Origin of the sequence: Chryseobacterium artocarpi (assembly GCF_001684975.1) — a bacterium.
GTDB lineage: Bacteria > Bacteroidota > Bacteroidia > Flavobacteriales > Weeksellaceae > Chryseobacterium > Chryseobacterium artocarpi.
In genome coordinates this window covers 443,737-461,328 of the sequence record NZ_MAYH01000023.1, presented here as the reverse complement: position 1 = coordinate 461,328, position 17,592 = coordinate 443,737, and the positions used below count along the sequence as shown (strand labels likewise).

The window sequence follows — 17,592 nt, the reverse complement described above, 5'->3', positions numbered from 1 at the left end:
AAAAGAAAAGTCTGCAGAATTGCAGACTTTTCTTTTTTATAAAAATCCCATATGGGTAATTTCATTATTATCATCTTTTAGTACAGCAAAATGCAGTAAACCTTTGCTTACAAATTGTATTTTAAAAGGATTATATTGCTGATCCAGAATAATTTTCTCTTCAGTATATTCAGTAGTATAAGTTTCCCAATTCAGTTTTATTGTAGAAAAGAAAACAGTAGCTGCAATATCACTCTTTTTTAGCATAAGAAACTGATTCTGAATTTCAAGAACATTTACCAAATTTTCTACTTCTCCAAACTGAAACTCTCTCAGAAGTTTTTTTCCAGCTTCGGTTTGTAATCCATTTTCAACAGTTCGTTTTCCTCGCTCAGAAACAGTATCCAAATCCTTTATTTCCGTCATTAGCTTTGCGAATTTCTGATAGAGTAGAGGATCACCAGCTTTTTTAATATATGCAGAAAGACTGTTTCGTATAATTTTTCCCACTTTGGAGCAATGTCCGAATTCCGAACTGTTTTGTCTTACTTTTTCATAGGAAGGATTTTTTTTAAAAGCTGCTTTATTGAACCCGCTTTTCTTCCGAACAACATTTTTTCCATTCAGATTATAAAAAACAAGGTCGCCTACAGCTCCTTTGATCTTAATTATACTTTCATATGTTGCCATATTGCAAAATTGAATTCAAATATAGCAATAAATAATGTAAATCAAAATTTTAACATATATTTATCATATAGTTGTAGTATAGTTTTATTATATTTAAAATATAAAATGTATATTTGTACATCAATCGTTAATAAGGTAAAAATCAGAGGAATATGAGATCGGGATTATTGAAAAATAAAATAAGTATAAAGCAGCTTTCTGTTTTACTGATTGCATCTGCTTTTGTAGTGTCTTGCGGAACATCCAAGAAGGTTTCATCCAATAAAAAATCAGGGAATAAGACGGTGACAAAATCTGAAAACCTCCGAAAACTTGATTCAAGATTTGATGGTAAAGTTTCAAGATCAATTAATGATATTTTAAAGGATGCTGAAAAATATCTGGGCACACCTTATAAATTCGGAGGGAACACCTCATCAGGTTTCGATTGTTCCGGATTTACAGTAAAAGTATTTGAAGAAAACTCTCTTGACCTTCCCAGAAGATCTTCAGATCAGGCTGGTGCCGGTAAGAATATTGATATTACAGATGTAAAGCCAGGAGACTTATTATTCTTTGCAACGGCAGGAGGAAGCAGAGTCTCTCATGTAGGAATTGTACATGATATCGGTCCGGATGGAGAAGTGAAATTTATCCACGCCTCTACATCTAAAGGTGTTATTATTTCCTCATTAAACGAAAAATACTGGAATAAAGCCTATCTTCACGCTCAAAGAGTTTTATAAATAAACAATAACCAACCCATGATTTAAAGTCTGATGAAGAACAGAACATTTGCTTTTATTAAAACAGACAAAAAATTGGTGAAAATTTTCTTTAAAGACATCAATTTCATCAAAGGGCTTGGAAATTATGTGGAAGTTCATACCACAGATCAGAAAAGATATATTTACTACAAAACACTCAAAGATTTGATTGAAACCCTGCCGGAAGAATTTATGCGGGTTCACAACTCTTATATTATCAATCTGACCAATATTCAATACTTTGAAGATAATCAGCTTTTATGTGGTGATTTAAAAATAACGGTTGCTAAGAGTTATAAAGATTGCCTTCTGGAAAGTCTTAGTAAAATGATGCTTTAGATCATCCGCATTCACAAAATATCCATCTGCATATTATTTCTGATCATCTGTATAAAAAAGTTTTCATTCAGTTTTTCTTGTTTTAGTTTTACCCAAAACTTATCAGAATGAATATAAATAATGCATTAGACTATATCAGAGAAAAGAACCTCATCGGGATAAAAGCTGGACTACAAAGACCACACTTCCTGAACATCTGGATGGTAGTTGTAGAAAACAGAATTTTTGCCCGATCATGGGGACTTGCAGAAAAGAGCTGGTATAACACCTTTTTGGAGAACTCAGAAGGGCAGATTGAGTGTGGAAGTACTATTTACAATATAAAGGCTTTGATTCCTGATGATCTGGATCAAATCACTGATGAAATCAATAAAGCATATCTTAAAAAATATAACTTTGGCGATAACAGTAAATATGCAATAGGTATTATCGAGGAAAAGCATATCGGTAAAACAATGGAATTCATTATTGATGTAAACGCTAATGACTCAAATTCTTTTCATGGATAATCACAATACATAAAATCGTATTTTTATCTTTATTTGAAAAAGCTTCAATATTGTATTCAATAGCAACGGGCTAAAGCCCGTTGACAAAAAAGATCAAACATTCCATTGGCTTTAGCCAAAACATAATTAATAATAACCAAACAAAGCAATCCATCTTTATGAGATGGATTGCTTTCATTTAAAATATAATTACTATATAATGTATTGATTAAATGTGCTCACAAGCAGGTACTGCAAGTTCCTTTTCATCGTCATTTTCTTCATTAGCGGCAATACTTTTTGGAAAAGAAAAGAAACTCAGAACAAAAGTGGCGATAAGGAGCAAAACACTTACAGAAAGAATATGCTGTACTCCATAATAGGAACTTACAATTCCGCCAAGAAATGCACCTAATGAAATTCCAATATTAAAAGATGATGTAAGCAAGCTGTTTACAAACTCCAGTGCATGATGAGGAATGTTTTGTGTAGTTCTGATATTTGATACCAGAAAACCACCTGTATGAATCATTCCCCAAAAAGATACAATAATGACCATAGGAATAAAAGCTCCTCCCAGTAAGTAAGCCAGAATTTGTACTGTAATTAATAATAGTAAAAACAATCGTGTTGTTAGTTTTACATTTCGGTTTAAGGCAATTCCCATCAACCAATTCCCAAGAGTTCCCATACCTCCGAAAAGAAGTAGCATAATACTAATTTGAGCACCATTCATTCTGGTAATTTCTTCAAGATAAGCAGTAAGATACGTATAGCTGGAGAACATGGCTGCCAATGTCCCAATGGTAGAAATCAGGTTAATCCATAAAAGAGGGTTTCTCAATATGGCTAGCTGGCTTTGCTCAGATTTTTCTTTTTCTGCGGGTATAGAGGGAATGAAAAGCAATAATCCCATAAATGCAATTAAACTGATGGCGCTGCTCAGAAAAAAGGATGCTTTCCAATCATGAAAAAGATCAGCCGCATAGGTTGTCATTGGAATACCGAGAACGGTAGCCAGGCTTAATCCAAGCATTACAGTAGATACTCCTTTGGCGCCTTTTTCTTTAAATGCAATGGCAATGGAAATATTCCAGAACAGCGGATGCAATATTGCCGGCAATATACGGGCTATCATCAGTATAGTGAAGTTAGTAGAAAAAGCAGATATAAGATTTGAAAGTACAAATATGCTCATCACAAGACACAGCAGGAACTTACGGTTTATTTTGGAGGTAAATGACGTAATAAAAGGTGAAGAAACAGCCACTGTTATTGCAAAAGCACTCAGCAGCCATCCTGCCGCATCAATAGATACTCCAAATTGACGACTGATCGTAGGAAGAATTCCCACAACTCCAAATTCAGTGGTAATAATACCGAATGCACCCAACGCCAGTACATAGATTGATCTTTTCATTGATTCTAAAAATTTTGATGTAGCAAATTTGAACAGAAAAAATGTAAAAAATCAGTATATTTTAATGATAAATAAGTATTTTTACCCTATGAAAAGAGAGAATATAGATCAATTGGTAAAGGTAGAATATCATCAGGCGGATGAATGCCCGTTAAAAGGTACTCAGTTATCCTTTTTTCAGATCGTATATGTTATTTCGGGAAAAGGATCTTTTACGATAAATGATAATCTCGCTACTTATGGTAAGGGCAGTCTTATTCTATTAACACCGAATGATCAGCATTTTTTGGAAATTAAAGAAAAGACTGAACTTTTGCTTGTGAAGTTCAGTGAACGTTATATTAAAGATTATAAATGGAACAGCATTAATTCCATAGGATGTTTATTGTATGGAGCATCCTATCTTTCCGGTTGTATACTTCAGAATAAGCCTGATGTTGTTTTAGTTGATTCTATTGTAAATTCGCTTTTACACGGTATCAATCATCCGGATCTTTATCAAGAAGAACTGACTCTGCATTATGTGAACGCCTTGATTGTCATCGCTGCACGAAACATTTCAAAGATGCGAACAGAGAATATTGCTTCCAATACTGATAAAAGAATATTGGAAATTATCAATTATATTCAGGGAAACATCCATGATCCGACTTTATTAAAAGTCTCTGTAATTGCTCAAAAATTCGGGCTTTCTGAAACTTATCTTGGAAGCTATTTCAAAAATCAGTCTGGTGAAACGATTACCCATTATATCTTGAATTATAAAATGAGACTGATTGAACATCGGCTTCTTTTCAGTGATATGAGGATCAATGAGATTGTCACAGAATTTGGGTTTTCAGATGAAAGTCACCTGAATAAGTTCTTTAAAAAACAGCATAAAATGAGTCTGACAGAATTTAAAAAAGTAAAATCAAATGTTAAATCTTAAGTTTAAATGAAAAATGTATATTATTTATAGTCAGTATTTATTAATTGATATATTCAATAAAAGAAGGCTTTAGCCCATTTACAAAATAAATACACCTTCCGTTGGCTTTACCCAAAACATAATAAAAAGAAAAAGATTGCAATAACGTTGCATCTCAAAATCTCTGAAATTTGTCAAAAAACATTACATCATGACAGATTTCATCAGATTCTTTCTTCCTATTTATTTTATACTTTTTTTCACTGTTTCATTTCTTGGGATTAGTCTGGTAGTAGCTAAAAAGATTGGCAAAACCCCCAATGTATTGCCGAGAGATGGTTCCGCTTATGCTTTAATTGGAAGCTATTTTAAAACAATTTTAGCTGCTTTGTTTATTTATACAATGCTGTCATTACTATTTCCTGCTACCGTTCCCATTATTTTCAGAATTGATATATTAGATCGTAATCTTTTAAAATATATTGGCATTACTCTTATGGTCTTTGCCTTTATTTTAGTGGTAATAGCTCAGATTCAGATGAAAAATTCATGGAGAATAGGAATTGATCATACAATGAAAACAAATCTTGTTACTTCGGGGCTATTTCAATTTTCAAGAAATCCTATATTTCTGGGAATGACCATTAGCTTAATAGGTTTCTTCTTTACTTCTCCCACGGTGATTGCATTCTTTTTTTTATTGATCGGAAGCATTCTGATGCAGATTCAGATCCGTCTCGAAGAAGAACATTTACTGAAGCAGCACGGTTCTGTTTATCTTACTTATAAAAAGAGGGTTGGGCGTATGCTAAGCCTTTATTAAAAGCATAAACTTAAAAATCGTTTTGCTGAACTTTTTTGTATCTTTGGCGGGTATAATTTTTCAAACTAATTTAAATAAGAAACATGTCGTTACAACAAACTATTGAAAACATTTGGGATAATAGAGATCTATTACAAAATGAAGACAGCCAGAAAGCGATTAGAGAGGTAGTATCTTTATTAGATTCTGGGGAACTTCGTGTAGCTGAACCTACAGAAAACGGATGGCAGGTAAATGAATGGGTGAAGAAAGCAGTAGTAATGTATTTCCCGATCCAAAAGATGGAAACTATTGAAGTAGGTCCGTTTGAATTTCATGACAAAATTCCTTTAAAGAAAAATTATGCGGAAAAAGGAGTTAGAGTAGTACCTCATGCTATTGCTAGAGAAGGTTCTTTCGTTGCTCCAGGGGTTATTATGATGCCTTCTTACGTAAACATTGGTGCTTACGTAGATTCAGGAACAATGGTAGATACTTGGGCTACAGTAGGAAGCTGTGCACAGATCGGTAAAAACGTTCACCTGAGTGGTGGTGTTGGGATCGGTGGAGTATTGGAGCCATTACAGGCAGCTCCGGTAATCATTGAAGACGATTGTTTCATCGGTTCAAGATGTATCGTAGTAGAAGGAGTTCACGTAGAAAAAGAAGCTGTATTAGGTGCGAATGTTGTTTTAACAGCTTCAACAAAAATTATCGATGTAACAGGTGCTGAACCAATCGAAATTAAAGGAAGAGTTCCTGCACGTTCTGTGGTAATTCCGGGAAGCTATACAAAACAGTATCCAGCTGGAGAATACCAGGTTCCATGTGCATTGATTATCGGACAGAGAAAAGAATCTACAGATAAGAAAACTTCTCTGAATGATGCTTTGAGAGATAATAATGTAGCTGTTTAAGATTAAATTTTTAAGCTAATACCACAATCTTGAAAGAAAAATTTCTTAAAATACTATTAAACCCTAAATATATATTTGGGGTTTATCTTATTATATCGGTTGTTACCGCTATTTCCAAATACCTGAGAGGAGATTACGCGATCAATAATTATCTGATCTTTAAAAATGTATTCTTTAATACCATCGATCAGAAAAACCTGTTTATCCATTATCCGGATCTCTATTTTGATTTAAATCATTATGGAGTATTTTTCAGTGCATTGATTGCTCCATTTGCCATGATGCCTGACTGGTTAGGAATTTCCCTTTGGAATGTTGCCAATACCTTTATTTTTATTTACGGAATCTACAAACTCCCTTTTTCAGATTCCAAGAAAGCTATTTTCGGATTGCTTTGCCTTCAGGAATACATTACAGCAGCATTGAGTCTACAGTTTAATGTAGCCCTTACAGGGCTTTTACTCTTATCAGCCGTATACATTTATGAAAGAAAAGAAGTAAAGTCAGTAACAGCAATCTTAATCGGGATATTTGTTAAAATCTATGGAATTGTAGGTCTTACACAGTTTTTCTTTATCAAAAATAAAACAAAATTCATTCTTTCAGGAATCGTTATTGCTGCTGTATTTTTTGCGCTTCCAATGGCGTATTCAAGTCCGAAATTTGTTATTCAATGTTACTCAGATTGGTTTCAATCTATCGTAGAAAAAAATAATGAAAATCAGGTGCTTGGAAACATGCAGGATATTTCATTGATGGGCTTTGTAAGAAGAATTTTAGGAGATGCTTCTATTTCCAACCTTGTGTTTTTAGCATTTGGATTACCATTGTTTGCGTTGCCTTATGTAAGAATTAAGCAATACAAGCATTATGCTTTTCAACTGATGATCCTGGCATCAACACTATTATTTTTAGTATTGTTCAGTTCAAGTTCAGAATCTCCAACGTATATCATTGCTGTTGTAGGAGTTGTGGTGTGGTTTTTCCTGCAAAAGGAAAGAACACCTTTCATTATCGGATTGTTAGTTTTCGTGATTATCTTCACCTGTTTTTCAACCTCGGATTTATTCCCGAAATTTGTAAAAGAGAACTATATTATCAAATATTCTTTAAAAGCGGTCCCTTGCATTGTAATTTGGCTTAGGGTAACATATGAGCTTTTAACCAAAGATTTTGAAAAAAATTACAGCCTGAAATAATAAATATGAAAAAAATTTCAATCGTAATTCCCGCCTATAACGAAGAAGGAAACGTTGCTATGATCCATCAGAAAATCAAAGAGGTTTTTGACGGATTAAGTAACTATGACTTTGAAATCATATTTGTGAATGACGGTAGCCGAGACAATACACAACAAAAATTAGAAGAACTTTCCAATATCTATGATGAAGTAAAATTCATCGAATTCTCAAGAAATTTTGGACATCAACCCGCTGTAAAAGCGGGAATGGATAGTGCAGAAGGAAATGCAGTCATCTCTATGGATGGCGATCTTCAGCATCCGCCAGAACTTATTCCCGAAATGATAAAAAAATGGGAAGAAGGGTATGATGTCGTATTTACTGTAAGAACGTACCCAAAAGAGATCTCTTACTTTAAAAGAAAAACCTCAGACCTTTTCTATCAGCTTTTATCAAGCTTATCGGATGTAAACCTAACAAAAGGAGGAGGTTCCGACTTTAGATTAATGGATGCCAATGCTGTTGAAGTTATGCGGAAATTCAATGAAGACGACTTGTTTCTCAGAGGGTTAACCAGTTGGATGGGATTCAAGCAGATCGGAATTGATTTTACTGCTGCAGAAAGAATGTCTGGACAAAGCAGCTATAACCTTAAAAAGATGTTTACCTTTGCCTTTACAGGAATTACAGCATTCAGTGTGAAACCTTTATATCTGGCAGCTTATCTGGGCTTTTTATTCTCAGCGCTTTCAGTAATCGGATATGGAGCATATGTTATCCATTCGTTTATTGCAAAAACAGAGATCTCAGGTTGGGCATCATTAATTATGACCATTGTATTCTTTGGAGGACTACAACTGATCATTTTAGGGATCATGGGAATCTATTTAGGTAAAATATTTAAACAAGTGAAGGACAGACCTAATTATATTATTAAAAACAAAAATTTTTAGAATGGTTTTATTAAGTTTTGACATAGAAGAATTTGATATGCCATTAGAATATAAGGGTGAAATCCCCTTTGAAAAGCAAATTTCAATTTCACAAACAGGATTAGAGAGAATTCTTGATATCCTTAAAAAACATAGCGCAAAAGCTACCTTTTTTTCAACAGTAATTTTTGCAGAAAACAGCAAAAATCTTATTGAAAGGCTGTTGAATGAGGGGCATGAGCTGGCTTCCCATACTTGGTTTCATTCAGAATTTGAAGAAAAACACCTGAAAGAATCAAGAGAAAAACTGGAAGAATTATTTTCCACCAAAGTAACCGGATTGAGAATGCCGAGAATGATGCCCGTCAACGAAAAAGAAGTTGAAAAAGCAGGCTATTCTTACAATTCATCCATCAATCCTACATTTTTACCGGGAAGATATAATAATTTAAAAGTATCAAGAACTTATTTCAAAGAAGGAAATGTAACGCAAATTCCGGCATCTGTGTCTCCGAATTTCAGAGTTCCTTTATTTTGGTTAAGTTTTCATAATTTCCCTTTATCAATCTATAAAAAACTAGCTTCCGATGTCCTGAAAAAGGATAAATATCTTAATATCTATTTCCATCCCTGGGAATTTGCAGAGATTAAAGACGAAGCATTCAAATTACCTGGTTTTACTGTAAAAAACTCAGGAAAAGATATGGTGGAAAGATTTGATTCTTTTGTAGGCTGGCTGAAAAGCAAAGGACATACTTTCGGGACATTTCAGGAATTTCAAAAACAGGTACAACGATGAAGATAGCCTTTGATGCCAAACGTTTTTTCCATAATACATCTGGATTGGGCAATTATTCAAGAGACCTGGTAAGAATCCTTTCCGAGTATGAACCGGAGAATGAATATCTGTTGCTCAATAAGAACAAATCTGAGCGTGGTAAAGATATTCTTGACCGTTCCAATGTTAAATTTATTCCAACTTCAAAAGGAAAGTTCTCCCGTCAGTTTAAGATGGGAAAAGATGCTCAGAAGCAAAATGCAGATATTTTCCATGGTTTATCTGGTGAATTACCTTTAAAATGGGACAAAAAACCTATTAAAAAGATCGTTACCATCCACGATCTGATCTTTGTCAGATATCCGCAGTATTATTCTTTTTTTGACAGAAAAATACACTTTTGGAAGTTTAAAAAAGCAGCTGATATGGCAGATAAAATCATCGCTATTTCAGAACAGACCAAAAGAGATATTATTGACTATTTAAAAGTTCCTGAAACTAAGATTGAAGTTATTTATCAAGGTTGTCACAAGGCTTTTAAAGAAGAACAGTCTCAAGAATTGATTAAGGAAACTAAAAAGAAATTCAATCTTCCGGAAAGATTTATTCTGAATGTAGGAACCATTGAAGATCGTAAGAATCTTTTGAACGTTGTGAAGGCAATCAACGGAACAAATATTCCTTTGGTGGTAGTAGGAAGAAAAACCAAATATTACCAAAAAATAGAAAGTTTTCTGAAAAAGAATAAGATAGAAAAGCAAGTGTTCTTTCTGGAAGGAGTCTCCATGGATGAGCTGGCTGCCATCTATAAACTGGCTGATATTTTTGTGTATCCAAGCTTCTTTGAAGGCTTCGGAATTCCTATTATTGAAGCACTTTTCTCGAAAACGGTAGTGGTTACCAGCAATACAAGCTGTCTGCCGGAAGCAGGAGGAAATGATTCTGTTTATATCGATCCGAAAAACGAACTTGACATCAGAGCTAAGATCAAATTTCTTTGGGAAAATGAATCTGAGAGAAAACGCCGTGAGGAAAAGGGTTTCGAGTTTGTTCAGAAGTTTAATGATGAACCGATTGCCAAAGAATTGATGAATCTTTATCAAAAAATTATCTGAAAAAACTTTGCATTTTAAAAATAAATCCTACATTTGCATCATAATTCAATACAATGAAACCAATTTTTTTAGCATTACATCATTATTATCATCATCTCTGTTAGGCGGAATTGATTGATATAAGTTTGTGCTAAAATCAAAAATAATTAAAAACCGTCTGAGTAAATAGACGGTTTTTTTGTTTCCTGAATCCACCTCAGAATTTTCAATAGATCAGTTTTAATTTACTCGGGCTCAAAAAAGACGAAATGAGTAAATTAAAAATTGCGATTCAAAAAAGCGGACGACTTTACGAAGAATCTCTACAACTTCTCAAAGATTGCGGAATATTGGTCAATAACGGAAAAGACCAACTGAAAGTTTCCGTAGACAACTTTCCGATGGAAATCATGTATCTTAGAAATTCAGATATTCCGCAGTATCTGGAAGATGGAGTGGTAGATGTTGCCATTGTTGGCGAAAATCTCTTAATCGAAAAACAAAAAAATATTCAGACTGTTGAGAAGCTTGGTTTTTCAAAATGTCGCGTATCCATTGCGGTTCCAAAAGAAATTGAGACCGATGATCCGGCTTATTTCCAAGGAAAAAAGATTGCGACTTCCTACCCAAATACACTTAGAAATTTCTTAAATCAAAAAGACATTGAAGCTGATATTCACGTTATTTCAGGCTCTGTGGAAATTGCTCCCAACATAGGATTAGCAGACGGAATTTGTGATATTGTAAGCTCAGGAAGCACCTTATTTAAAAACGGATTAAGAGAAACGGTTACCTTGCTGAAATCAGAAGCAGTTCTTGCTCAAAATCCACAATTGTCCCCTGAAAAAGCGGCTATTCTGGATAAATTTCTTTTTAGAATTAAGGCTGTTTTAAAAGCAAAGAATTCAAAATATATCCTGATGAATGTTCCCAATGACAAGATTCAAAAAGTAGCGAATGTACTTCCTGTGCTAAAAAGTCCTACCGTTATTCCATTGGCAGAAGAAGGCTGGAGCAGTATTCATTCTGTGATTGATCAGGAGCGATTCTGGGAAGTTATTGATGAACTGAAGGAAAACGGTGCTCAGGATATTCTCATCATTCCAATCGATAAAATGGTTATTTAGAAAAATAATAATAGAATGAAAATATACAGATATCCCACAAAAGACACTTGGTTCGATCTTGTAAAACGTCCAGTGTTAGAACAACAGGAAATCTCAGCATTGATTGCCGGGATTTTTAAAGAAGTTCAATCTAATGGAGATCAGGCTTTAATAGAATTCAATAAAAAGTTTGATAAAGCAGATACTCAAAGTATTAAAATTACCGAAGCAGAAATTGAAATTGCTGAAAATCAAATTAGTGATGATCTTAAAAAAGCAATTCAGGAAGCGAAAGAGAATATTTCCAAATTTCACAGTTCCCAGATTTCGGATATTTCTAAAATTGAAACAACAAAAGGAGTGGTTTGCTGGAGAGAAAATCGAGCAGTAGAAAGTGTGGGAATCTATATTCCTGGTGGAACAGCTCCTTTATTTTCAACAGTATTAATGCTGGCTGTACCCGCGAATCTGGCAGGATGTAAAGAGATTGTTCTTTGCACACCACCGGATAAAAATGGGAATATTAATCCAGCTATTTTGTATACGGCAAAGCTTTGCGGAATTACGAAAATATTTAAAACAGGCGGAGCTCAAGCTATCGCAGCCATGACTTTAGGCACAGAAAGTGTTCCAAGAGTTTATAAAATTTTCGGTCCGGGAAATCAGTTTGTGGTGGCAGCAAAAGAATATGCCCAGCGTTATGGAGTTGCTATCGATATGCCTGCAGGACCGAGTGAAGTTCTTGTGATAGCTGATGAAAATGCCATCCCAGAATTTTGCGCGGCAGACCTTCTTTCACAGGCAGAACACGGAAGTGATAGCCAGGTTGTATTTCTTACCACAAGTCTTAAAGTACTTAATGAGACAATTAGTGCTGTCGATCAACAAATCAAAGACTTACCTAGAAATGAAATGGCAGGGAAATCACTTGAGAATAGCAATTTTATAGTGTTGAACAGTCTTGAGGAAGCTTTGGAATTCAGTAATCTGTATGCTCCGGAACACCTTATTTTAGCGATCAGTGATTTTGAAAAATATATTCCGATGGTTCAGAATGCAGGGTCCGTTTTCCTCGGAAACTATTCCTGTGAGAGTGCCGGAGATTATGCCAGCGGAACCAATCACACACTTCCTACCAATGCTTATGCAAAAAATTACAGCGGAGTTTCTCTGGACAGTTTTGTGAAGAAAATTACATTCCAGCATTTATCAAAAGAAGGGTTACAGAATTTAGGTAAAACAATAGAAATCATGGCAGAAGCAGAAGGGCTGCTGGCTCACAAAAATGCAGTATCAATACGCCTGAAATCTTAAATTCAAAACATTATTTAAAATGAATATCAATATAATGAACAATACAACAATTAATATCAATAGTTTAGTAAGAGAAAATATTCTGAAATTACAGCCTTATATCAGTTTCAGGGATCATAATGAGTTCAATACACCTACATTTTTGGACGCCAATGAAAATCCTTTCGGTGAATGTAACCGTTACCCGGATTCTACTCAGAAAACACTTAAAAACAAACTGGCAGACCTTAAAAATGTATCTCCCAAGCAGATTGCAGTAGGAAACGGAAGCGATGAGCTGATTGATCTGATCATTAAAATATTCTGCGAGCCTAAAAAAGACTCTATCCTGATGATGAATCCTTCTTTTGCGATGTACGGATTTTACGCTACTATCAATGAAAACAAGGTATTGCAAATAAATTTAGATGAAAACTTTGAGATTGTAAAGGATGATTTCTTAAAAATTACCCAAGAAAATTTACCAAAAGTTTTCTTCTTATGTTCTCCCAATAACCCTACGGGAAACAGCACGGAAGATATTGAGTTTTATTTACAGAACTTTAATGGAATTGTAGTAGTAGACGAAGCTTATATCGAGTTTTCAGGTAAAAAATCAAGCTTAGAACTTCTGGATCAGTATCCTAATCTGATTGTCCTTCAAACCTTTTCAAAAGCTTGGGGAATTGCAGGAGCTAGAGTAGGAATGGCTTATGCTTCTGAGGAAATTATCAAGCTGATTAATACCGTAAAAGCACCTTATAATGTGAATGTATTAAGTCAGGAATTGATTCTTAACAGTCTTAATGAAAATAAACTTGAAGAAAATGTAAACAAAATCTTAGTAGAAAGAGCATGGCTTCAGGATCAGCTTAAGACAATTGATTGTATTGAGAAGGTATTTCCAACAGATGCTAACTTCTTTTTAATCAAAATGAAAGACGTAAACAAGGTATATGAAAAGATGTTGGTGCAGGAAATCTTAACAAGCAGAAGAGATCCAGCCATTTCAGGGTGTATCAGAATCAATATTGGGAACCGTCAGGAAAATGAAAAATTAATTAATCTTTTACAAAACGTAATCCTATGAAAAAAGTATTGTTTATAGACAGAGACGGAACTTTGATTATCGAGCCACCTACAGATTTTCAGGTAGATTCATTGGAGAAGCTTGAGTTTTATCCTGGAGTCTTCGGAAATCTTTCAAAAATAGCAAATGAGCTGGATTATGAACTGGTTATGGTGACCAATCAGGATGGTTTGGGGACGGATAGTTTTCCTTTTGAAGATTTTATCAAACCTCATGAAAAAATGATTAAAGCATTTGAAAATGAAGGTGTCATTTTTAGTGATATTTTGATTGATAAAAGCTTTGAACATGAAAATTTATCCACCAGAAAACCGGGAACAGGAATGATGGGAAAATATATGTACGGTAACTATGATCTGGAAAATTCATATGTAATCGGAGATCGAGATACAGATGTTCAACTTGCTAAAAACTTGGGGACTAAATCTATTTTCCTAAACAAAAACTTTAATGAAGAGGCAGATCTTGTAACAACCAGCTGGAATGAAATTTACCAGTTTCTAAAAGCCGGAATGAGAAAAGCTAAAGTCTACAGAAAGACCAACGAAACAGAAATAGAAGTTGAAGTAAATCTTGATGGAAAAGGAAGATCCGAGATCTCAACAGGACTTCACTTTTTTGATCATATGCTTGATCAGATTGCAAGACACGGAAACATAGATTTGAAGGTCAAAGTAAATGGCGATCTTAAGGTTGATGAGCACCACACGATTGAAGATACGGGAATTGTACTGGGAGAAGCTATTGTAAAAGCATTAGGTAAGAAAAAAGGAATTGAAAGATATGGTTTTTTACTTCCGATGGATGATTGTTTGTCACAGGTTGCGATCGATTTTGGAGGAAGATCATGGCTGGTGTGGGATGCTGAGTTTAAAAGAGAGAAAATAGGAGATATGCCGACGGAAATGTTCTTTCATTTCTTCAAATCCTTTACAGATTCTTCAAAGTCTAATGTAAATATTAAAGCAGAAGGTGATAACGAGCACCATAAAATAGAGTCTGTTTTCAAAGCATTTGCAAAAGCTGTTAAAATGGCAGTTAATCAATCAGATGCGAACTATAATTTACCTTCAACAAAAGGAAGTTTGTAAGGAAATCGGTAATTCTTAACCATTTATAACAACTTTTAAAATGTATGATTGCCATAATAAAATATAACGGCGGTAATGTGAACTCAGTACAAAATGCACTGAACAAGCTCAATGTAAAGTCTGTGATTACAGATGATCCGGAACAGATCTTAAACGCTGAAAAAGTAATCTTTCCCGGAGTAGGTGAAGCTTCTTCTACGATGAAACTTTTAAAGGAAAAAGGGCTTGATGTACTTATTCCTACCCTAAAACAGCCTGTCTTGGGAATATGTCTTGGAATGCAGCTGATGTGTAAAGGAAACGAAGAAGGAAATACAGAAGGACTGGGGATTTTTGATATTAATGTTAAAAAATTTCCTCCTTTAGATCTTGTTCCTCATATGGGTTGGAATACTGTTTCAGTAAATGAAAACTTAATGTTTTCCGGCATTGAGCCTGATGACGATGTGTATTTTGTGCATAGCTATTACTGTGAGTTATCAGAATTTACAACTTCTGTATGTGATTATATTTTGCCGTTCAGTGCTTCTTTGCAAAAGGAAAATTTTTATGCCATGCAGTTTCACCCTGAAAAATCGGGACGTATAGGAAGCCAGATACTAAATAATTTTATAAACTTATCATCATGAAAATCATTCCGGCTATTGATATTATTGAGGGTAAATGTGTGCGTTTATCAAAAGGAGATTACAGCACAAAGAAAATATACAATGAAGATCCTGTGGAAGTTGCAAAGGAATTTGAGGATTATGGAGTTCAGTTTCTTCATTTGGTAGATCTTGACGGGGCAAAATCAAAACATATTGTGAATCAGAAGGTATTGGAGAATATTGCGCAATCCACTTCGTTGAATATTGATTTTGGAGGCGGACTGAAGACTCAGGAGGATATAGAAACGGCTTTCAGTTCTGGAGCAAAGCAGATTACGTTGGGAAGTATTGCTGTTCAGGACCCTCAGTTTTGTTATGATATAATTAAAAGATATGGTTCAGAAAAGATTATTCTGGGATCGGATTGTGATCATAGAAAGATTAAAACTTCGGGCTGGCTGGAAGAAAGTAATCAGGATGTAATTGATTTTATTCTGGATTATCAAAAAAACGGTATTCAAACAACAATCTGCACAGATATTGCCAAAGACGGAATGCTGGAAGGACCTTCAACGGGCTTATATATTGAAATTTTATTTAAAACTTCAGTTCAACTGATTGCCAGTGGAGGGATCTCAGGGATCAAAGATGTCTATAAAATGAAAGATATCGGATGTTCCGGGACTATTATCGGGAAAGCAATTTATGAGGGGAAAATAAGCCTCCAACAACTTCAAAATTTTATTGAAAATGCTTAAAAAAAGAATTATTCCATGTTTGGATATTAAAGATGGAAATACGGTAAAGGGAATCAACTTTGAAGGTCTTAAAAATGCCGGAGATCCTATAGAACTGGCTAAGAAATATGAACAGGAAGGTGCCGATGAACTTGTTTTCCTTGATATTACCGCAACACTGGAAAACAGAAAGACATTTGTAGAACTGGTGAAAGATATTTCCAAAGAGCTGAGCATTCCATTTACCGTAGGAGGCGGAATAAGCTCTATTGAAGATGTCAGAAAACTTCTGGAAGCAGGAGCAGATAAAATAAGCATCAATTCTTCCGCAGTAAAAGATCCGAAATTGATTTCAGACTTAGCCAATGAATTTGGAAGCCAGTGCGTCGTTGTTGCGATTGATACAAAACAAATTGGACAAACTGATCTTGTCCACATCAAAGGCGGAAGAGAAGCCACAGAACTTACTACGGTGGAATGGGCAAAACAAGCAGAAGCATTGGGTGCCGGTGAGATTCTTTTAACTTCAATGGATGGTGACGGGACTAAAAAAGGTTTTGATCTGAGAATTACAAAATTGGTTTCAGAGAATATTACAATTCCGGTCATAGCGTCTGGGGGTGCGGGAAGTGTGGAAGACTTTGTTAAAGTATTTAATGAAACAAAAGCTACAGGTGCATTGGCAGCCAGTATTTTCCATTTTAATGAAATTGATATTCAGAATTTAAAACAACAGTTAAAACAACAAAAAATAAGTGTACGATGAAGATTAATTTTAGTAAAGATAACGGGCTTGTTCCTGTAATAATTCAGGATAACAGAACGTTGCAGATTCTCATGTTGGGCTATATGAACGAAGAAGCTTTTGAGAAAACAAAACGAGAAGAAATAGTAACTTTTTTCAGTCGTTCCAAAAACAGATTATGGACAAAAGGAGAAGAATCTGGTAATTTTCTTACGGTTAAAAGTATAGATATAGACTGTGATCAGGATACGATTTTAATTAAAGTTATCCCAAAGAATGTTGTTTGTCATACAGGAAGTTTCAGTTGCTTCAGTGGAAAAAGTGACAAAGGTTTTTTATACGAATTGGAAGAGAAAATTTCTCAAAGAATAGATGACAAAGTAGAGGAGTCCTATACATGCTCACTTTATCAGCGCGGGATCAATAAAGTGGCACAAAAAGTAGGAGAAGAAGCTGTAGAACTCGTGATTGAAGCTAAAGATAATAATGATGAGCTCTTTAAAAATGAAGCCGCAGATTTACTTTATCATTTTTTGATTTTACTGAAAACAAAAGGATTTTCACTGCAAGACATTGAGGAGATTCTTCAAACCAGAAATAAATGAACCTTTGAAATTTTTCAAAGGTTTTTTTGTGCGATAAAATGATGCGTCAGGTTTTGTCG

20 protein-coding genes are annotated in these 17,592 nt (G+C 34.6%); 18 read left to right on the top strand and 2 right to left on the bottom strand.

Going from position 1 to position 17,592, the window contains the following annotated elements:
• Window positions 1-36: 36 nt before the first annotated feature.
• Window positions 37-669, bottom strand: a complete 633-nt coding sequence (locus tag BBI01_RS10110; protein WP_065394542.1) for a hypothetical protein — start codon at window positions 667-669, stop codon at window positions 37-39.
• Between the two features lie 152 nt (window positions 670-821).
• Here BBI01_RS10110 and BBI01_RS10105 point away from each other — a divergent pair, with 152 nt between their 5' ends.
• The 3 genes from BBI01_RS10105 (at window position 822) to BBI01_RS10095 (ending at window position 2,263) form a co-directional block, all read left to right on the top strand.
• On the top strand, window positions 822-1,394 hold the full coding sequence (locus tag BBI01_RS10105; protein WP_123862130.1) for a C40 family peptidase: 573 nt from the start codon (window positions 822-824) through the stop codon (window positions 1,392-1,394).
• Window positions 1,395-1,427: 33 nt separating this feature from the next.
• A complete protein-coding gene (locus tag BBI01_RS10100; protein WP_065394541.1) occupies window positions 1,428-1,754 on the top strand; it encodes a LytR/AlgR family response regulator transcription factor in 327 nt (108 codons plus the stop codon).
• 107 nt (window positions 1,755-1,861) lie between these two features.
• Complete coding sequence (locus tag BBI01_RS10095) at window positions 1,862-2,263, top strand: DUF2255 family protein (RefSeq protein WP_065394540.1); 402 nt, start codon at window positions 1,862-1,864, stop codon at window positions 2,261-2,263.
• A 208-nt stretch (window positions 2,264-2,471) separates the two neighbouring features.
• Here BBI01_RS10095 and BBI01_RS10090 read toward each other — a convergent pair whose 3' ends face one another.
• Window positions 2,472-3,662 carry an MFS transporter gene (locus BBI01_RS10090; protein ID WP_065394539.1) on the bottom strand — a complete coding sequence of 397 codons (1,191 nt, stop codon included), beginning with the start codon at window positions 3,660-3,662 and terminating at the stop codon, window positions 2,472-2,474.
• 88 nt (window positions 3,663-3,750) lie between these two features.
• Here BBI01_RS10090 and BBI01_RS10085 point away from each other — a divergent pair, with 88 nt between their 5' ends.
• The 15 genes from BBI01_RS10085 to hisIE all read left to right on the top strand — a co-directional run bounded on the left by BBI01_RS10085 (window position 3,751) and on the right by hisIE (window position 17,533).
• The gene (locus BBI01_RS10085; RefSeq protein ID WP_065394825.1) at window positions 3,751-4,593 is read left to right on the top strand and encodes an AraC family transcriptional regulator; all 843 of its coding nucleotides are present in this window, start codon (window positions 3,751-3,753) and stop codon (window positions 4,591-4,593) included.
• A gap of 190 nt (window positions 4,594-4,783) precedes the next feature.
• Window positions 4,784-5,395, top strand: a complete 612-nt coding sequence (locus tag BBI01_RS10080; protein WP_065394538.1) for a methyltransferase family protein — start codon at window positions 4,784-4,786, stop codon at window positions 5,393-5,395.
• Window positions 5,396-5,478: 83 nt separating this feature from the next.
• A complete protein-coding gene (locus BBI01_RS10075) occupies window positions 5,479-6,291 on the top strand; it encodes a 2,3,4,5-tetrahydropyridine-2,6-dicarboxylate N-succinyltransferase (RefSeq protein ID WP_065394537.1) in 813 nt (270 codons plus the stop codon).
• A gap of 29 nt (window positions 6,292-6,320) precedes the next feature.
• Entirely contained in the window at window positions 6,321-7,490 is a 1,170-nt protein-coding gene (locus BBI01_RS10070) for a glycosyltransferase family 87 protein (protein ID WP_065394536.1), read from the top strand.
• Window positions 7,491-7,495: 5 nt separating this feature from the next.
• Window positions 7,496-8,425 carry a glycosyltransferase family 2 protein gene (locus tag BBI01_RS10065; RefSeq protein WP_065394535.1) on the top strand — a complete coding sequence of 310 codons (930 nt, stop codon included), beginning with the start codon at window positions 7,496-7,498 and terminating at the stop codon, window positions 8,423-8,425.
• Window position 8,426: 1 nt separating this feature from the next.
• On the top strand, window positions 8,427-9,203 hold the full coding sequence (locus BBI01_RS10060; RefSeq protein ID WP_065394534.1) for a polysaccharide deacetylase family protein: 777 nt from the start codon (window positions 8,427-8,429) through the stop codon (window positions 9,201-9,203).
• Complete coding sequence (locus BBI01_RS10055) at window positions 9,200-10,297, top strand: glycosyltransferase family 4 protein (RefSeq protein ID WP_065394533.1); 1,098 nt, start codon at window positions 9,200-9,202, stop codon at window positions 10,295-10,297. Before BBI01_RS10060 ends, BBI01_RS10055 begins: the two co-directional genes overlap by 4 nt.
• 248 nt (window positions 10,298-10,545) lie before the next feature.
• The gene (gene hisG, locus BBI01_RS10050; protein ID WP_065394532.1) at window positions 10,546-11,403 is read left to right on the top strand and encodes an ATP phosphoribosyltransferase; all 858 of its coding nucleotides are present in this window, start codon (window positions 10,546-10,548) and stop codon (window positions 11,401-11,403) included.
• Window positions 11,404-11,418: 15 nt separating this feature from the next.
• Window positions 11,419-12,696: a histidinol dehydrogenase gene (hisD, locus tag BBI01_RS10045; protein WP_065394531.1), complete on the top strand. Its 1,278-nt coding sequence runs from the start codon at window positions 11,419-11,421 to the stop codon at window positions 12,694-12,696.
• Between the two features lie 19 nt (window positions 12,697-12,715).
• Window positions 12,716-13,765 (top strand): histidinol-phosphate transaminase, encoded by a 1,050-nt coding sequence (gene hisC / locus BBI01_RS10040; RefSeq protein ID WP_228393978.1) that lies wholly within the window; start codon window positions 12,716-12,718, stop codon window positions 13,763-13,765.
• Window positions 13,762-14,856 (top strand): bifunctional histidinol-phosphatase/imidazoleglycerol-phosphate dehydratase HisB, encoded by a 1,095-nt coding sequence (gene hisB / locus BBI01_RS10035; protein ID WP_065394530.1) that lies wholly within the window; start codon window positions 13,762-13,764, stop codon window positions 14,854-14,856. Before hisC ends, hisB begins: the two co-directional genes overlap by 4 nt.
• Before the next feature lie 44 nt (window positions 14,857-14,900).
• Window positions 14,901-15,485: an imidazole glycerol phosphate synthase subunit HisH gene (gene hisH, locus BBI01_RS10030; RefSeq protein ID WP_065394529.1), complete on the top strand. Its 585-nt coding sequence runs from the start codon at window positions 14,901-14,903 to the stop codon at window positions 15,483-15,485.
• Window positions 15,482-16,204 (top strand): 1-(5-phosphoribosyl)-5-[(5-phosphoribosylamino)methylideneamino]imidazole-4-carboxamide isomerase, encoded by a 723-nt coding sequence (hisA, locus tag BBI01_RS10025; RefSeq protein ID WP_065394528.1) that lies wholly within the window; start codon window positions 15,482-15,484, stop codon window positions 16,202-16,204. The genes hisH and hisA overlap by 4 nt, the downstream gene beginning before the upstream one ends.
• Window positions 16,197-16,949, top strand: a complete 753-nt coding sequence (hisF, locus tag BBI01_RS10020) for an imidazole glycerol phosphate synthase subunit HisF (protein ID WP_065394527.1) — start codon at window positions 16,197-16,199, stop codon at window positions 16,947-16,949. Before hisA ends, hisF begins: the two co-directional genes overlap by 8 nt.
• Complete coding sequence (hisIE, locus tag BBI01_RS10015; protein ID WP_065394526.1) at window positions 16,946-17,533, top strand: bifunctional phosphoribosyl-AMP cyclohydrolase/phosphoribosyl-ATP diphosphatase HisIE; 588 nt, start codon at window positions 16,946-16,948, stop codon at window positions 17,531-17,533. Before hisF ends, hisIE begins: the two co-directional genes overlap by 4 nt.
• The last annotated feature ends 59 nt before the right edge of the window (window positions 17,534-17,592 follow it).

Excerpts from the sequence above, each read along its gene's own strand:
- BBI01_RS10110 (WP_065394542.1), bottom strand. The coding sequence starts at position 669 with ATGGCAACATATGAAAGTATAATTAAGATCAAAGGAGCTGTAGGCGAC.
- BBI01_RS10105 (WP_123862130.1), top strand. The coding sequence starts at position 822 with ATGAGATCGGGATTATTGAAAAATAAAATAAGTATAAAGCAGCTTTCT.
- BBI01_RS10100 (WP_065394541.1), top strand. The coding sequence starts at position 1,428 with ATGAAGAACAGAACATTTGCTTTTATTAAAACAGACAAAAAATTGGTG.
- BBI01_RS10095 (WP_065394540.1), top strand. The coding sequence starts at position 1,862 with ATGAATATAAATAATGCATTAGACTATATCAGAGAAAAGAACCTCATC.
- BBI01_RS10090 (WP_065394539.1), bottom strand. The coding sequence starts at position 3,662 with ATGAAAAGATCAATCTATGTACTGGCGTTGGGTGCATTCGGTATTATT.
- BBI01_RS10085 (WP_065394825.1), top strand. The coding sequence starts at position 3,751 with ATGAAAAGAGAGAATATAGATCAATTGGTAAAGGTAGAATATCATCAG.
- BBI01_RS10080 (WP_065394538.1), top strand. The coding sequence starts at position 4,784 with ATGACAGATTTCATCAGATTCTTTCTTCCTATTTATTTTATACTTTTT.
- BBI01_RS10075 (WP_065394537.1), top strand. The coding sequence starts at position 5,479 with ATGTCGTTACAACAAACTATTGAAAACATTTGGGATAATAGAGATCTA.
- BBI01_RS10065 (WP_065394535.1), top strand. The coding sequence starts at position 7,496 with ATGAAAAAAATTTCAATCGTAATTCCCGCCTATAACGAAGAAGGAAAC.
- BBI01_RS10060 (WP_065394534.1), top strand. The coding sequence starts at position 8,427 with ATGGTTTTATTAAGTTTTGACATAGAAGAATTTGATATGCCATTAGAA.
- BBI01_RS10055 (WP_065394533.1), top strand. The coding sequence starts at position 9,200 with ATGAAGATAGCCTTTGATGCCAAACGTTTTTTCCATAATACATCTGGA.
- hisG (WP_065394532.1), top strand. The coding sequence starts at position 10,546 with ATGAGTAAATTAAAAATTGCGATTCAAAAAAGCGGACGACTTTACGAA.
- hisD (WP_065394531.1), top strand. The coding sequence starts at position 11,419 with ATGAAAATATACAGATATCCCACAAAAGACACTTGGTTCGATCTTGTA.
- hisC (WP_228393978.1), top strand. The coding sequence starts at position 12,716 with ATGAATATCAATATAATGAACAATACAACAATTAATATCAATAGTTTA.
- hisB (WP_065394530.1), top strand. The coding sequence starts at position 13,762 with ATGAAAAAAGTATTGTTTATAGACAGAGACGGAACTTTGATTATCGAG.
- hisH (WP_065394529.1), top strand. The coding sequence starts at position 14,901 with ATGATTGCCATAATAAAATATAACGGCGGTAATGTGAACTCAGTACAA.
- hisA (WP_065394528.1), top strand. The coding sequence starts at position 15,482 with ATGAAAATCATTCCGGCTATTGATATTATTGAGGGTAAATGTGTGCGT.
- hisF (WP_065394527.1), top strand. The coding sequence starts at position 16,197 with ATGCTTAAAAAAAGAATTATTCCATGTTTGGATATTAAAGATGGAAAT.
- hisIE (WP_065394526.1), top strand. The coding sequence starts at position 16,946 with ATGAAGATTAATTTTAGTAAAGATAACGGGCTTGTTCCTGTAATAATT.